Here is a 14944-nt window from a genome sequence, read left to right as displayed (position 1 = left end):
AACAGGAGCCGCCGGATGGATCACAGCGGGCACGGCATGATGATGGATCTGCCGCCGTTCACGCTGGGGCGGGGGCTCCAGTGGTCGGCGGACCCCTTCTTCCTCGTCGCCTGCCTGCTCGGGCTGGGCCTGTACGGATGGGGTGTGGTGCGGCTGCGCCGGCGCGGCGACGCGTGGCCGGTGGGCCGTACCGTCTCGTACGCCGTCGGTGTGCTGACCATCGGGCTGATGATGTGCACCGGGCTGAACGACTACGGCATGGTCATGTTCAGCGTGCACATGGTGCAGCACATGGTGATCAGCATGCTGTCGCCGATCCTGATCCTGCTCGGCGCCCCGGTCACGCTGGCGCTGCGCGCGCTGCCGACAGCCGGCCGGGGCCGCAAGGGCCCGCGCGAGCTGCTGCTGGCGCTGCTGCACAGCCGGTACATGCGGGTCATCACCCACCCGGTGTTCACGATCCCGCTGTTCATCGCGAGCCTGTACGCGCTGTACTTCACCCCGATCTTCGACTTCCTCATGGGGTCGAAGGCCGGGCACGTCGCGATGATGGTGCACTTCCTCGCCGTGGGCGTGGTGTTCTTCTGGCCGATCATCGGCGTGGACCCGGGCCCGCACCGGCCCGGCTACCTGATGCGGATGCTGGAGCTGTTCGCGGGCATGCCCTTCCACGCGTTCTTCGGCATCGCGCTGATGATGGCGTCGACCCCGATGGTGGCCACGTTCCGGCATCCGCCCGCCTCACTGGGCCTGGACGCCCTCGCCGACCAGAACGCGGCGGGCGGCATCGCCTGGGCGTTCAGCGAGATCCCGTCCGTGCTGGTGCTGATCGCGCTGCTCTTCCAGTGGTACCGCTCCGAGCAGCGGCACGCGCGGCGCACCGACCGGGCCGCCGACCGGGACGGCGACAAGGAGCTGCAGGCGTACAACGCCTATCTGGCCTCGCTGAACGCGCGCAAGAGCTGAATCCCGGGCACACCCGGGTATGCCGAACGGGCGACACCCGGGGCACCATGGTCGTGGACGGACCATGAGGAGGGTGTCGCGATGCCCGGTTCCACGAACGGTTCCACCAAGGCGATGGGCGCGCTCACGGTCGGCGGACTCGTCGTCGTGACCGCCTACACGGTCGCGCTCGGCAGCAACGGCTGGCTGTGGTTCGGATGGGTGGTGCTGGGCCTGCTGACACTCGCCATGATCGTCACACAGTCCTAGGGCCCGTCCTGCGGCGCGGGGCTGATTACAGTGCCCGCATGAACAGCAGGACGCCGTCGTTCGACGACCTCGACCGCAAGATCATCACCGCGCTGATGGCGAACGCCAGGACCAGCTTCGCCGAGATCGGCGCGGCGATCGGGCTGTCCGCCACGGCGGTCAAGCGGCGCGTGGACCGGCTGCGGGAGACAGGGGTGATCACCGGGTTCACGGCCACGGTGAAGCCGCTGGCGCTCGGCTGGCGCACCGAGGCGTACGTCGAGGTGTACTGCGAGGGCGCGGCCCCGCCCCGGCGGCTGGCGGAGGTCGTCCGCAACCATCCGGAGATCACGGCGGCCATGACGGTGACCGGCGGCGCCGACGCGCTGCTGCACGTGCGGGCGCGCGACGTGGAGCACTTCGAGGAGGTGCTGGAGCGCATCCGCACCGAGCCGTTCATCCGGAAGACGATCAGCGTGATGGTGTTGTCCCACCTGCTCCCGGAAAGCCCGGAAGCGGGCGCCACCCACGCCGCCCCGGAGTGAGCCGCGGACATGCGCAGCAGGCGTGCGCGTGCGACGATCACAACGCAGCGATGCTGCGCATCCACGCAGCCTTATGTTCTTGTCGCACGTATCCCTCCCTTCCTACCTTGGTGTCACCCCTCAGTGACACACAGGAAAACGGAGGAAACCCTCTGTGTCCGAAAGCCGTGTGCCGCGCCTCAGGCGCTTTCTCGTCTGCGAACCCAGGCACTTCGCGGTGCAGTACGCGATCAACCCCTGGATGCATCCCGACCGGCCCGTCGACGTGGATCTCGCCCAGGCGCAGTGGCGTGCGCTGATCGACGCCTACCGGGCCCACGGCCACACCGTGCACGCCGTCGAGCCGGTCCCCGGGCTGCCGGACATGGTCTTCGCCGCCAACGCCGCGTGCGTGGTCGGCGGGCGGGTCTTCGGCTCCCTGTTCCACGCGCCCGAGCGGCGCCCCGAGTCGGTGCACTACGACACCTGGTTCAAGGCGGCGGGCTACGACGTCTACCGCCCCGAGTCGGTGTCCGAGGGCGAGGGCGACCTGGTGTGGACGGGCCGCTACGTGCTCGCCGGCACCGGGTTCCGCACGACCCGGGAGGCGCACCGGGAGGCGCAGGAGTTCCTGGGCCACCCGGTGATCGGCCTGACCCTGGTGGACCCGTACTTCTACCACCTGGACACGGCGTTGTTCGTGCTCGACGACGACAACGTCTGCTACTACCCGGAGGCGTTCTCGCCGGGCAGCCGGGAGGTGCTGCGGCGCCTGTACCCGGACGCGGTGCTCGCCACCCGGGAGGACGCGATGGCGTTCGGCCTGAACTCCGTCTCCGACGGCCGGCACGTCTTCATCGCGCCCCACGCCGAGGCGCTCGCCGAGCGCCTCGCCGGCCACGGTTACGTCCCCGTCCCCGTCGACCTGTCGGAGTTCCACAAGGCCGGCGGTGGCATCAAGTGCTGCACCCAGGAGATCCGCTGATGACCGCACCCGCGCGCACCCGTACGTCCGACGACCTGATCCGTGCGGAGGAACCGGTCCTCGCGCACAACTACCACCCGCTGCCGGTGGTCGTGGCCCAGGCCGAGGGCAGCTGGGTGGAGGACGTCGAGGGCCGCCGCTACCTCGACATGCTCGCCGGGTACTCGGCGCTCAACTTCGGCCACCGGCACCCGGCGCTGATCGAGGCCGCGCACCGCCAGCTGGACCGCCTGACACTCACCTCCCGCGCCTTCCACAACGACCGGCTCGCCGAGTTCGCCGAGCGGCTCGCGGAGCTGACCGGCCTCGACATGGTGCTGCCGATGAACACCGGTGCCGAGGCGGTGGAGAGCGGCATCAAGGTGGCCCGCAAGTGGGCGTACGACGTCAAGGGCGTCCCGGACGGGCAGGCGACGATCGTGGTCGCGGCGGACAACTTCCACGGCCGTACGACGACGATCGTCAGCTTCTCCACCGACGAGACGGCCCGGTCCGGATTCGGCCCGTTCACCCCCGGCTTCCGGGTGGTGCCGTACAACGACCTCGCCGCGCTTGAGGCGGCGGTCGACGAGACGACGGCGGCGGTGCTGATCGAGCCGATCCAGGGCGAGGCCGGCGTGCTCATCCCGGACGACGGCTATCTCGCCGGCGTCCGTGAGCTGACCCGGCGCAAGGGCTGCCTGTTCATCGCGGACGAGATCCAGTCGGGCCTCGGCCGCACGGGCCGCACCCTCGCCGTCGAGCACGAGGACGTCGTGCCGGACGTGCTGCTCCTCGGCAAGGCGCTCGGCGGCGGCATCGTGCCGGTGTCGGCGGTGGTGGCGCGGCGCGAGGTGCTGGGCGTGCTGCACCCGGGCGAGCACGGCTCCACCTTCGGCGGCAACCCGCTCGCCGCGGCGGTGGGCACGGCCGTGGTCGAGCTGCTGGAGACCGGTGAGTTCCAGAACCGGGCCGCCGAGCTGGGCGTGATCCTGCGCGACGGGCTGACCGAGCTGGTGGGCCGGGGCGTGGTCGGTTTCCGCGCGCGCGGTCTGTGGGCGGGTGTCGACGTCGACCCGGCGATCGGCACCGGCCGCGAGATCAGCGAGCGCCTGATGCGGGAGGGCATCCTGGTCAAGGACACCCACGGCTCCACGATCCGGCTGGCGCCCCCGCTCACCGTCACGGCGGAGGAGCTGCGCTCCGCGCTGGCGACGCTGGAACGCGTACTGGCCTGAGCCGCGGCGGGTCCGGGGGGTGTGCCGTGGCGCGGGAACCCTGGCTCGCGAGGGGCCTACGACGCGCCGTCCGGTTCGAGTGCGGGCACGGTGGTCAGGGGGTCTCCATCCCTGGGTGGAGACCCCTCAATCGACCCGTGGGTGGTGGTGATCCACTGACCGCGCGGAGCAGTCTTGAGGCATGACATCGCTTCATTCGGCGCTCGTCACGCTCACCGGCGTCTGCGTCGTGATCTTTCTCGTGGCCTGGCTGCTGGGTGCCGTCTACTTCGGGATCCGGAGCCACTCCGGTCCGCGCGGCTGGCTGCGCGGGCTGCGGCGCACCCTGCCGCGCCGGGTGCTGCTCGTCGTGGGCGCGTACGCGTTCTCCATACTGGTGGGGCACTTCGCGGGTGTCTGGCGCCACCTTCGGTACTGGCAGCCGGAGCTCGCGCTCCTGGGCGCCCTGCTCGCCGTCGCCTCCACCGCTCTCCTGCTGTGGGCCCGCTGGGTTCTCGGCACGATGTGGGCCAGCGTCCCGATGGTCCGCGACCACCACGAGCTGCGGACGGACGGGCCGTACCGGCTGGTCCGCCACCCCATCTACACCGGCCTGCTCGGCCTGGTCACCGGCGGCATGCTCGCCTGCGGCTTCGGGGTCTGGATACCCCTGCTGGTGGTCGCGGTCCCCTGGCTGCTGCGCCGGGTCCGGGTCGAGGACGGCCTGATGGCCGGTCAGTTCGGCGCCTCCTACGAGGCCTACCGCGCCCACGTCCCGGCGCTTGTCCCGTGGACCCGCCCGGCTCGCCCGGCCCGGACGCCCGGACGCCCCGCAGGCGCCTGACGACGCCGACCGCGCGGTGGGTGGGCGGCCGAGGAGAGGCCGGCGGACGGTCCCCCGAACCTCCCGCAGGACCGTCGCCCGTACCCGGGCCGCTCAGTCCTCCGCGTGGGCCAGCCACAGGTCGGGGCCGAAGACCTCGTAGCGGATGTGCCGTGCGGAGATGCCGGCTCGGAGCAGTTGGGGGCGGACGGCGCACATGAAGGGAAGCGAACCGCACGGATAGACGTCGGCGTCGGCGGGGAGGTCCGGGCCGGCGAGGTTCATGAGGCCCAGGTGGCAGCCGGGTTCTCCGGGGACGTCCTGTTCGTACCAGAACTCGGCGCAGGCGTCGGGCAGTTGCCCGACCAGCCGTCGGATTCCCGGGGCCGCGGTTCCATGGGGCCCAACGGTCCCTCTCGGCGCGGCTGGAGCGGGCCCGGGCGGCGCGTGCCGGGCGGGCCGGACGGCCGGGTCCGTGTCGGTGGGAGCGTACGGCTCACCGCCCGCCGGAGTCCGGCGGGCGCGGGCGCCCACCCGGTCCGTCGGTCCGGGCCGCCAAGTCCGGGGCCGGGCGGAGCCGTTCCGCCGCGGTTCGGGACGGGTGGCCCCTGTCCCTGGGCCGGAGGGCCCTCGTCCCGTCACCCGCCGGCGTCGCACACTGAGGCGTCGGTTTCCTTCGACCCGTCCGGAAGGCGGGACATGAACACCCCCACCCTGCTACGCGCGCTCCCCGCCGACGACAGGCGGCGGATCATGGGCTCCGCCCGAGAGGTGCCCTTCCCGCCCGGAACGCGCATCTTCGACGAGGGCGCCCGCGCGGACCGGTTCTGGATCATCCGCTCCGGCTCCATCGAGCTCGACACCCGTGTGCCGGGCCGGCGTCGCGCCGTCGTCGAGATGCTCGGGCCGGGCGAACTTGTCGGCGTCTCCTGGCTGTTCGCCCCGCACGTCTGGCATCTGGGCGCCACGGCCGCGTCACCGGTGCGGGCGTACGAGTGCGACGCGGCCGATGTCCGCTCGCTGTGCGCGGACGACCCGGCCCTCGGCCAGGCCGTCACCCGGTGGGCCGGCGAGGTCCTCGCCCACCGGCTGCGGTCCACCAGGACCCGGCTGCTCGACCTCTACGCCCCCTACGGCGCCGGCAGCCTCGTCTGAGGACACCGGAGCATCGGGCGGCGCAGTCCGCGGCCGGCCGCCCGATGCCTTCCGCCGGGGCCGCGGGACATCCGCCCTCAGTGGCCGTTCTGACTCTGCCGGTCCCTGACCTGCGCCGCGATCACGGCCGCCTGAACTCGCCGCTCCACACCGAGCTTGGCGAGCAGACGGGAGATGTGGTTCTTCACCGTCTTCTCGGCGAGGTAGAGGCGCTGGCCGATCTGGCGGTTGGTCAGCCCCTCTCCGATCAGGGCCAGGATCTCCCGCTCCCGGTCGGTGAGGCCGGGCAGCGCGTCCGGCTCCTCCTCCTGCCGACCGCCGCGCAGCCGGGCCATCAGCCTGGTGGTGGCGCTCGGGTCGAGCAGGGACTGGCCGGCGGCCACGGTGCGCACGGCCGAGACCAGGTCCGATCCCCGGATCTGCTTCAGGACGTACCCGGAGGCGCCCGCCATGATGGCGTCCAGCAGGGCCTCCTCGTCGTCGAACGAGGTCAGCATCAGACACGCCAGCTCCGGCATGCGCGAGCGCAGTTCCCGGCACACGCTCACACCGTCGCCGTCGGGCAGCCGGACGTCCAGGACCGCCACCCGCGGGCGCAGCGCGGGGACGCGCACCAGGGCCTGTTCGGCCGTGCCGGCCTCGCCGACCACCTCGATGTCCGGCTCGTCGTCCAGCAGGTCCCGCACGCCGCGCCGTACCACCTCGTGATCGTCCATCAGGAAGACGCGAATCGGTTCGCCGGGGCCCTGCTGCTCGCTGTGTGCCATCCATCGCTCCCTGTTCCGGCGTGCTCCGCCGCTGTCCATCCCGGGAATCCTTCTTGCCGCCGGGCCCGGGGTCCAGGGCCGATCGGCCCTTTCTTCTCGTGGTCTCCCCCGCCTTCTCCTGGTCTTCCCGGCCCGGCGCGGCCTCGGCGGGCGGGGTCCGAGCCGTCCCGCACGGCCGCCGCGGGGCTGTCCGGGTGCGGGCGAGGGCCGAACGGCCCTGGTGTGGAGTGGTCCGGCCCGGTTCCATGGGCTGGTCACGTCTGTCCGCGGCGGGCGCCCCGCCATTCCGCCTCGGGCGGGGCCCGTTCGTATCCCGGCACGTCGACCCGAGACACACGGCAGTGAGCCACCAGACCGCACGGAAGCCCGCCATGACCATCGAGAACCCCGAGACCCTCCCCTCCGGGCCGCGCCGGAGCATCGATCTTGACCGCGACGAGGCCCTGCGGCTTCTGGGCAGTGTCTCCTTCGGCCGGATCGTCTTCACCCGGCACGCGCTGCCGACCGTGCGCCCGGTGAACCACGTCCTGGACGGCGGCGACATCGTCATCCGCACGCACGAGGGCGCGGCCCTCACCTCCCGCGCCCGGGAGGCCGACGGCGCCGGTGTCGTCGTCGCCTACGAGGCCGATGTCATCGACCCGGACACGCACCTCGGCTGGAGCGTGATGGTCACCGGTTACGCCCGTCAGGTGAGCGACCCGGACGCGCTGGCCCGGTACCGGGCCCTGCTGGTGCCCTGGGTGCAGCAGCCCATGGACTGCGCGGTGCGCATCCGTCCCGATCTGATCACCGGTGTCCGTCTGACGGCCGACGACCGCGCGGCCGCCGGGGAGCACCATGTGGGCGGCGCCTGATCGCGGACAGGGTCGTCCTCGCTGACGCGTCATCAGGTGTCACCGTGCGGGGCCAGCATGAGTCGCGCCGAACGTGGTTACAGATGACTACGGACGCACAGGGGCCGGGTGCCGCGACGCGCGCGTCGACCTGCGCGGCCCCCGGTCAGCAGCGGACCTTCTGGAGTGAGAGGCGAGCCGTGTTCTACTACCTGCTCAAGTACGTGCTGTTGGGTCCCCTGCTCAGGCTGGTGTTCCGGCCCCGGATCGAGGGCCTGGAGAACGTGCCGGCGGCGGGGCCGGCCATCGTCGCCGGGAACCACCTGTCCTTCTCCGACCACTTCCTGATGCCGGCGATGCTGAAGCGCCGCATCACCTTCCTCGCCAAGGCGGAGTACTTCACCGGGCCGGGCCTCAAGGGCCGGCTCACCGCGTTCTTCTTCCGCAGCGCCGGGCAGATCCCGGTGGACCGCTCGGGCAAGGAGGCCGGTCAGGCGGCGATCCGCGAGGGCCTCGGCGTGCTGTCCAAGGGCGAGCTGCTCGGCATCTACCCGGAGGGGACGCGGTCGCACGACGGGCGGCTGTACAAGGGCAAGGTCGGGGTCGCCGTGATGGCGCTGACGGCGGGCGTCCCCGTCGTGCCCTGCGCGATGATCGGCACGTTCGAGGCGCAGCCGCCGGGCACGGTGATCCCGCGGATCCGTCCCGTCACCATCCGCTTCGGCAAGGCCCTCGACTTCTCCCGCTACGCCGGTATGGAGCACGAGAAGGCGGTGCTGCGGGCCGTCACCGACGAGATCATGTACGCGATCCTGATGCTGTCCGAGCAGGAGTACGTGGACCAGTACGCGGCCGTCGCGAAGGGGCAGCGGTCCGCGGAGAAGGGCGAGCGGGAGCGCAGGTTCCCCCGGGCGCCGCTCAGCTGACCTGGCGGAGTGACCGGTTCCCTCGGCCGCGCGGCAAAGGCTCCTGGTCCGGGACGTGGGCGAGGGGCGGCCGGAGTGTCCGGCCGCCCCTCGTCACGGTGAGAGCGGTGTTACGGCTTGGGCGTGGCGTGCGGGCCGCAGGTCACGTCCGCGCCGTCCAGCTTGCCGTCGACCAGGTAGGCGTCGACGCGCTGGTTGATGCACGGGTTGACCAGGCCGGTCACGCCGTGCGAGCCGGCGTCCTTCTCGGTGATGAGACGGGAGCCCTGGAAGCGCTGGTGCAGCTCGACGGCGCCGGGGTACGGGGTGGCGGCGTCGCGGGTGGACTGCACGATCAGCACCTGCGGCAGACCCTTGTGGGTCTTCACGTCCACCGGCGACTGCTGCTTCACCGGCCAGGTGGCGCAGGGCAGGTTCATCCAGGCGTTGGCCCAGGTCATGAACGGGTAGTCCTTGTTGAGCCGGGTGTTGTCCCGGTCCCACTTGTGCCAGCTGGTGGGCCACTTGGCGTCGGTGCACTCGACGGCCGTGTAGACGGCGTTGGAGTTCTCCGAGGCGATGTTGCCCGCGGTGTTCGACAGGTCGGGGGCGGCCGCGTCGACCAGCGCCTGGGTGTTGCCGGCGACGTACTTGCTGAAGACCGTCGCGACCGGCACCCACGAGGAGTCGTAGTACGGCGCGCTCTGGAAGAAGGAGATCAGCTCGGCCGGGCCGACGACCCCGCCGATGGGGCTCTTCTTGGCGGTGGCGCGCAGCTGGAGCCACTTGTCCTGGACGGCGGCGCGGGTGGTGCCGAGGTGGAAGGCGGCGTCGTTGGCGGCGACCCAGTCCTCCCAGTCCTTCCAGCGGCCCTCGAACGCGATGTCCTGGTTCAGGTTGGCCTGGTACCAGATGTTCTCGCGGGCCGGGTTGACCACGCTGTCCACGATCATGCGGCGCAGGTGGCCCGGGAAGAGCGTGCCGTAGACGGCGCCGAGGTAGGTGCCGTAGGAGACGCCGAGGTAGTTGAGCTTCTTCTCGCCCAGCCCGGCGCGGATGACGTCGAGGTCACGGGCCGTGTTCGGCGTGGTCATCTGCTGGAGCATCGCCCGGCCGGTGCGGTCCAGGCAGCCGTCGGCGTACTCGCGGGCCAGCTTGCGCTGGGCCAGCTTGTCCGCCCCGGTGTCGGGGACCGGGTCCGCCTTCGGCGCCTTCACGAACTCCTGCGGGTCCTCGCAGGAGATGGGGGCCGAGTGGCCGACGCCGCGCGGGTCGAAGCCGACGAAGTCGTAGGCCTTGGCGACGTTCGCCCAGACGGGGTTCTTGTTGGTGACCCGGGTCGGGAAGCGCAGCCCGGAACCTCCGGGGCCGCCCGGGTTGTAGACGAGGGCGCCCTGGCGCTCGGCCTGGGTGCCGGTGTTGCCTATCCGGTCCACGGCGAGCTTGATCTGCTTGCCGTAGGGGTGCGCGTAGTCGACGGGCACACTGACCCAGCCGCACTGGATGGGCTTCGCGAGCCCCCAGTCGGCCGGGCAGTCCTGCCAGTCGATGCCGGCCTTGGCGGCCCGTGCGGCGGCCACCTCGGCGCCCTGGGCCTCCCGGTCCTGGCTCGGCCGCCCGGCGGCGGTGGCCGCGGGAGCCGAGACGGCGCCGGCGATCAGGGTGGCGGTGACGAGTGCTCCGGCCGAACCGAGCGCCAGCAGACGGCTCTTCGGTCTGTTCTCCCTCAAGTGGGGCCCCTCCCGTGCATCGCTGCGAGTTCGTCAAGCGGGGATCCTCTCCGCTGTGAGGTCCCTGTGAACAGGGGGTGCCACCCATCTTTACCAATCCGATAACCGGATGATCATGTCCCGCTGAGCGGAACGGAGTTGATCAGCCGAGCAGGGCCCGGGCGTCCTCCAGCAGCCGCCGCAGCCGCAGCGCGTCCGGGGCCAGGGCGGTGACCAGTACGGCGGGCCCGGGAAGCGGCACCAGGGCGGCGCACTCCCCCAGCAGCCGTGCAGCCGGGGGCTGATTATCGAACTCAGGGCGTACAACGACGAGTTGGCCCACCGCACGGTGGCCGGCGAGCACGGCGGGGCCGTCCCAGCCACCCGGCGCCCCGAGGCCGCAGGCCAGTTCCTGGTCCAGCACGGTCCGGCCCTCGACCCGCACCGTCAACCGGCTGGTGAGCCGCCCGGGTTCCTCCCCCACCCGTCCGAGCACCTGCTCCTCGCGCAGCACCAGCCGGGCCCCGGCTTCGAGTTCGGCCCGGGTGGCGACGTACAGATCGCTCCCGTTCGCCGAGATCAACTGCTCGGGCAGCCAGTGCAGTTCGCCGCCGGGGGCGACGTCGAGCCGTACGTCGTAGCGGGCCTCGCCCTTGGCCTGGCCCGGCAGCGCGAGGGTGGCGGCGGCCGATCCGACGTGCAGCCGGGCGCCCGCCTCCACCCGTGCGCGCAGCGAGAAGCGGTCGCCGCCGAGCGGGCCGCTCATCGCGCCGACGACCATGACCCGCGCCTCGCCGCCGCTCGCCCGGGTGCGGCGCAGCGCGAGGGGGCCCTCGCCGTCCAGCACGGGCAGCGCCGTACCGCCGCGGCCGTCCGGGCGGGCGACGACGCGGGCGCGGGCCAGGACGCCGGTGGCCGTCATGCCGTCCACGCGGCGAGCCGCCCCCGGACCCAGGCGGCCACGTCGGCGACGCCGGTCTCGCCGCGCAACGACTGGAGGACCACGGGGAGCCGGTCGCGCTGGGCCTTGGCGTCGGCGGCCATCCGGACGAGGTCGGAGCCGACGTGGGGCGCCAGGTCGGTCTTGTTGACGACGAGCAGGTCGGCGGTGGTGACGCCGGGGCCGCCCTTGCGCGGAATGTCATCGCCCCCGGCCACGTCGATCACGAAGATCTGCGCGTCCACGAGGCCTTTGGAGAAGGTCGCGGTGAGGTTGTCCCCGCCCGACTCGACGAGGATCAGGTCCAGCGGGCCGACCGCGTCCTCCAGGTCCTCGACGGCTTCGAGGTTGGCGGAGATGTCGTCGCGGATCGCGGTGTGCGGGCAGGCGCCCGTCTCGACGGCCGTGATCCGCTCGGGCGGCAGCACGGCCTCCCGGAGCAGGAACTCGGCGTCCTCGCGGGTGTAGATGTCGTTGGTGACGACCGCGAGGGACAGCTCGTCGCGCAGGGCCCGGCAGAGCGCGGCGACGGTGGCGGTCTTCCCGGATCCGACGGGCCCCCCGAGCCCGATCCGCAGCGCGCGGCGCGTTCCGTCGGGGCGGTGCGCGTCGGCACTGAGGGCGGCCGGCCCGTCGTGGGTGTGGTCGAGGTGCATGGGTACGGCTCCTGTGAGGCCTGTCGCCCGGTCGGGATTGCCCCCGCGGGGGCGGCCGTTCCTCGGCCGGGCGGGTCGGACGGATGGGTGGGGGTGGGTGGGCGGGGTCAGGACGCGAACAGGCGTACCGGCCATGCGGCGTGCGCCTCGGCCATGACCTCCAGCAGCGGTGCGGAGGCCGCGGGCAGCGCGTCGACGCCCTCGTCGGGCACGGCGCGCGCCGCCCGCACCGCCGCGTCCGCGACACGGTCCAGCTCCGGCGCGAGGCGGGCCAGCACCCCCGTCGCCTCGAACGGGTCGAGGCTCAGCAGGCGCACGGTCGCCGTCGCCGGGCCGCTGACGCTCTCGTACGCCGCGCAGTGGGCCGCGTCCTCGGGTCCGAGTCCGGCCGCCCGTGCCGCGAGCCCGAGCACCACCGGCTGGTGCGCGCCCTTGGGGAACTGCCGTGCCAGCGCGTCCAGTTCGTCGCAGGGCCAGGCGGCCCTGGCGGCCCGCAGCAACTGGCGGCCGAGCCTGCGCGCGGCCGCCCGCAGCGCCGGGGACGGCGTACGGGCGTCCGCCGCCGCGTCCAGCTCACCGGGGTCGGCGCCGAGCACGGCGGCCGCGGCCAGGGAGCCCGCGACCAGACCGGTCGTGTGCAGCCGGCCCCGGCAGAAGTCCTCCAGACCGGCGGCGGAGGTGATGCGGCCCGCCCTGACGGCGGCCTCCGCCCCGCCCGAGTGCGCGTGTCCTCCGGCGGGGAAGCGCCCGTCCGCCAGGACGAGCAGCGCTGCCCTGGACATCAGAAGAGGAAGTAACGCTGGGCCATGGGCAGTTCGGCGGCCGGGGTCGCCTCGACCAGCTCGCCGTCGATGCGCACGGCGAAGCTGTCGGGGTCGATGCGCACGTCCGGTCTGGCGTCGTTCTCGCGCATGTCCGCCTTGGTCACCGCGCGCGTGGACTCGATCGCCACGAACTGCTTGCCCAGCCGCAGCCGTTCCGGCAGCCCGTCCTCGATCGCCTGCCCCGCCACGAAGTTGACGGAGTTGGCGGCCGGGGCACGGCCGATCGCGCCGTACATCGGGCGGGGCAGGATCGGCTGCGGGGTGGGGATGGAGGCGTTGGCGTCGCCCATCTGCGCATAGGCGATCTGGCCACCCTTGAGCACGAGGAGCGGCTTCACGCCGAAGAACGCGGGCTCCCACAGCACCAGGTCGGCGAGCTTCCCGGTCTCCACGGAGCCGATCTCGGCGGCGAGTCCCTGGGCGAGCGCCGGGTTGATCGTGTACTTGGCGACATATCGACGTACCCGATGGTTGTCCGCCCGCCCGTCGCCGGGCAGGGCACCGCGCCTCCGCTTCATCACGTGCGCGGTCTGCCAGGTGCGCAGGATCACCTCGCCGACGCGGCCCATGGCCTGAGAGTCGGAGGAGATGATCGAGATCGCCCCGAGGTCGTGGAGGATGTCCTCCGCCCCGATGGTGGAGGGCCGGATCCGGGACTCGGCGAACGCCAGGTCCTCCGGGACCGCCGGGTTGAGGTGGTGGCACACCATCAGCATGTCGAGGTGTTCCTCGGTGGTGTTGACGGTGAAGGGCCGGGTCGGGTTGGTGGAGCTGGGCAGCACGTTCGGCTGGGAGACCACGGTCATGATGTCCGGGGCGTGCCCGCCGCCCGCGCCCTCGGTGTGGTACGAGTGGATGCCCCGGCCCGCGATCGCGGCGAGGGTGTCCCCGACGAAGCCGGCCTCGTTGAGGGTGTCCGTGTGGATGGCGACCTGGATGCCCGTGCGGTCGGCGACCGTGAGCGCGGCGTCGATGACGGCGGGGGTGGAGCCCCAGTCCTCGTGCAGCTTCAGGCCGACGGCGCCGCCGCGGACCTGGGAGAGCATCGCCTCGTGCGAGACGGTGTTCCCCTTGCCGAGGAGGCCGACGTTGACCGGGTAGGCCTCCATCGCCTCCAGCATCCGGGCCAGGTGCCAGGGGCCGGGCGTGACGGTGGTGGCCTTGGAGCCCTCGGCGGGGCCGGTGCCGCCGCCGACCAGGGTGGTGATGCCGGAGGCGAGCGCCTCGTCGGCGACCTGGGGACAGATGAAGTGGACGTGCGCGTCGATGGCGCCCGCGGTGAGGATCCGCCCGTTGCCCGCGATGATCTCGGTCTCCGGGCCGATGACCAGGTCGGGGTGGACGCCGTCCATGGTGTCCGGGTTGCCGGCCTTGCCGATGCCGGTGATACGGCCGTCACGGATGCCGACGTCGGCCTTGACGACGCCCCAGTGGTCGACGACGACGGCGCCGGTGATCACGGTGTCGGGGGTGCCGTCGGCCCGTGTCGCGCGGGACTGGCCCATGGACTCGCGGATGACCTTGCCCCCGCCGAAGACCGCCTCGTCCCCGGCGGAACCGGGCCCGCCGGAGCGGTCCTCCTCGATCTCGATCAGCAGGTCGGTGTCGGCGAGCCGGACGCGGTCGCCGGTGGTGGGGCCGAACAGGTCGGCGTAGGCGGCGCGGGAGAGCTCAGGCATCGAGGGCGCCTCCGGTCTCCCCGCGCAGGCCGGGCACGATCCGGGCGCCGGTGATCGGCACGAGTCCGACCTCGACGGGGATGCCGGGCTCGAAGCGAACGGCGGTGCCGGCGGCGATGTCCAGCCGCTTGCCGCGGGCGGCGGCGCGGTCGAACTCCAGGCCGGGGTTGGCCTCGGCGAAGTGGTAGTGGGAGCCGACCTGGACCGGCCGGTCGGCGGCGTTGAGTACGGTCAGACGAGTGATCTCACGGCCGTCGTTGATGTTGACGGGATCGTCCGCGAACAGGACCTCTCCAGGGATCATCGCGGCCCCCTCAGACGATCGGGTCGTGGACGGTGACGAGCTTGGTGCCGTCCGGGAAGGTGGCCTCCACCTGGACGTCGTGGATCATCTCCGGGATTCCGTCCATGACGTCGTCCCTGGTGAGGAGCTTGCGGCCGCTGGACATCAGCTCGGCGACGGTACGGCCGTCGCGCGCGCCCTCGAGGATGTGCGACGTGATGAGGGCGACCGCCTCCGGGTGGTTGAGCCTGAGTCCGCGGGCCCTGCGCCTCTCGGCCACGTCGGCCGCCACATGGATGAGCAGCCGCTCTTGCTCGTGCGGGGTCAGTTGCACGTCCCACCTCACAGTCCTTGCTCCGGACCGTGCGGGGTCCGGTCGCCGCAGCCACCGCGACGGGCCAGGTGTAACACACAGACAAATGGCCCGAGGGGTGATCAACTCGGGCAGAAAAACCCCTGGTGGCGTGG

18 protein-coding genes are annotated in these 14944 nt (G+C 72.4%); 9 read left to right on the top strand and 9 right to left on the bottom strand.

Annotation, left to right across the window (positions count from 1 at the left end):
• Positions 1–15 precede the first annotated feature (15 nt).
• The 6 genes from ACZ7FF_RS16710 to ACZ7FF_RS16685 all read left to right on the top strand — a co-directional run bounded on the left by ACZ7FF_RS16710 (position 16) and on the right by ACZ7FF_RS16685 (position 4743).
• Positions 16–966: a cytochrome c oxidase assembly protein gene (locus ACZ7FF_RS16710; RefSeq protein ID WP_470812927.1), complete on the top strand. Its 951-nt coding sequence runs from the start codon at positions 16–18 to the stop codon at positions 964–966.
• Positions 967–1047: 81 nt separating this feature from the next.
• Positions 1048–1215, top strand: a complete 168-nt coding sequence (locus tag ACZ7FF_RS16705; RefSeq protein WP_351607810.1) for a hypothetical protein — start codon at positions 1048–1050, stop codon at positions 1213–1215.
• Positions 1216–1253: 38 nt separating this feature from the next.
• Complete coding sequence (locus ACZ7FF_RS16700) at positions 1254–1739, top strand: Lrp/AsnC family transcriptional regulator (RefSeq protein ID WP_470812926.1); 486 nt, start codon at positions 1254–1256, stop codon at positions 1737–1739.
• Between the two features lie 154 nt (positions 1740–1893).
• Positions 1894–2703: a dimethylargininase gene (ddaH, locus tag ACZ7FF_RS16695; RefSeq protein WP_470812925.1), complete on the top strand. Its 810-nt coding sequence runs from the start codon at positions 1894–1896 to the stop codon at positions 2701–2703.
• Positions 2703–3920: an ornithine--oxo-acid transaminase gene (rocD, locus tag ACZ7FF_RS16690; protein ID WP_470812924.1), complete on the top strand. Its 1218-nt coding sequence runs from the start codon at positions 2703–2705 to the stop codon at positions 3918–3920. The genes ddaH and rocD overlap by 1 nt, the downstream gene beginning before the upstream one ends.
• 181 nt (positions 3921–4101) lie before the next feature.
• Positions 4102–4743, top strand: coding sequence for a methyltransferase family protein (locus ACZ7FF_RS16685; RefSeq protein ID WP_470812923.1), 642 nt, complete (start codon positions 4102–4104; stop codon positions 4741–4743).
• Between the two features lie 93 nt (positions 4744–4836).
• Here ACZ7FF_RS16685 and ACZ7FF_RS16680 read toward each other — a convergent pair whose 3' ends face one another.
• On the bottom strand, positions 4837–5007 hold the full coding sequence (locus ACZ7FF_RS16680; protein ID WP_470812922.1) for a hypothetical protein: 171 nt from the start codon (positions 5005–5007) through the stop codon (positions 4837–4839).
• Positions 5008–5421: 414 nt separating this feature from the next.
• On the opposite strand from ACZ7FF_RS16680, the gene ACZ7FF_RS16675 reads away from it, so the two are divergent.
• On the top strand, positions 5422–5877 hold the full coding sequence (locus ACZ7FF_RS16675; protein WP_470812921.1) for a Crp/Fnr family transcriptional regulator: 456 nt from the start codon (positions 5422–5424) through the stop codon (positions 5875–5877).
• Between the two features lie 77 nt (positions 5878–5954).
• Here the strand turns inward: ACZ7FF_RS16675 and ACZ7FF_RS16670 are convergent, their stop codons facing one another.
• Entirely contained in the window at positions 5955–6644 is a 690-nt protein-coding gene (locus tag ACZ7FF_RS16670) for a response regulator (RefSeq protein WP_470812920.1), read from the bottom strand.
• 371 nt (positions 6645–7015) lie between these two features.
• Here ACZ7FF_RS16670 and ACZ7FF_RS16665 point away from each other — a divergent pair, with 371 nt between their 5' ends.
• Together ACZ7FF_RS16665 and ACZ7FF_RS16660 are read left to right on the top strand one after the other, a co-directional pair.
• Positions 7016–7501 carry a pyridoxamine 5'-phosphate oxidase family protein gene (locus tag ACZ7FF_RS16665; RefSeq protein WP_470812919.1) on the top strand — a complete coding sequence of 162 codons (486 nt, stop codon included), beginning with the start codon at positions 7016–7018 and terminating at the stop codon, positions 7499–7501.
• Positions 7502–7680: 179 nt separating this feature from the next.
• Entirely contained in the window at positions 7681–8406 is a 726-nt protein-coding gene (locus ACZ7FF_RS16660) for a lysophospholipid acyltransferase family protein (RefSeq protein ID WP_470813092.1), read from the top strand.
• Between the two features lie 110 nt (positions 8407–8516).
• Here ACZ7FF_RS16660 and ACZ7FF_RS16655 read toward each other — a convergent pair whose 3' ends face one another.
• From ACZ7FF_RS16655 to ACZ7FF_RS16625, 7 genes are all read right to left on the bottom strand, one after another.
• The gene (locus tag ACZ7FF_RS16655) at positions 8517–10115 is read right to left on the bottom strand and encodes an alpha/beta hydrolase (protein WP_470812918.1); all 1599 of its coding nucleotides are present in this window, start codon (positions 10113–10115) and stop codon (positions 8517–8519) included.
• Between the two features lie 142 nt (positions 10116–10257).
• Positions 10258–11016, bottom strand: a complete 759-nt coding sequence (locus ACZ7FF_RS16650) for an urease accessory protein UreD (RefSeq protein WP_470812917.1) — start codon at positions 11014–11016, stop codon at positions 10258–10260.
• Positions 11013–11690, bottom strand: coding sequence for an urease accessory protein UreG (gene ureG / locus ACZ7FF_RS16645; RefSeq protein WP_470812916.1), 678 nt, complete (start codon positions 11688–11690; stop codon positions 11013–11015). The genes ACZ7FF_RS16650 and ureG overlap by 4 nt, the downstream gene beginning before the upstream one ends.
• A 107-nt stretch (positions 11691–11797) precedes the next feature.
• Positions 11798–12472, bottom strand: coding sequence for an urease accessory protein UreF (locus ACZ7FF_RS16640; protein WP_470812915.1), 675 nt, complete (start codon positions 12470–12472; stop codon positions 11798–11800).
• A complete protein-coding gene (locus ACZ7FF_RS16635; RefSeq protein WP_470812914.1) occupies positions 12472–14193 on the bottom strand; it encodes an urease subunit alpha in 1722 nt (573 codons plus the stop codon). The genes ACZ7FF_RS16640 and ACZ7FF_RS16635 overlap by 1 nt, the downstream gene beginning before the upstream one ends.
• A complete protein-coding gene (locus ACZ7FF_RS16630; protein ID WP_470812913.1) occupies positions 14186–14497 on the bottom strand; it encodes an urease subunit beta in 312 nt (103 codons plus the stop codon). Before ACZ7FF_RS16630 ends, ACZ7FF_RS16635 begins: the two co-directional genes overlap by 8 nt.
• A 10-nt stretch (positions 14498–14507) precedes the next feature.
• A complete protein-coding gene (locus ACZ7FF_RS16625; protein ID WP_470812912.1) occupies positions 14508–14810 on the bottom strand; it encodes an urease subunit gamma in 303 nt (100 codons plus the stop codon).
• Between the last annotated feature and the right edge of the window lie 134 nt (positions 14811–14944).

The organism is Streptomyces sp. NPDC037126, assembly GCF_055605965.1.
This window is presented reverse-complemented; position numbering and strand designations above follow the sequence as displayed.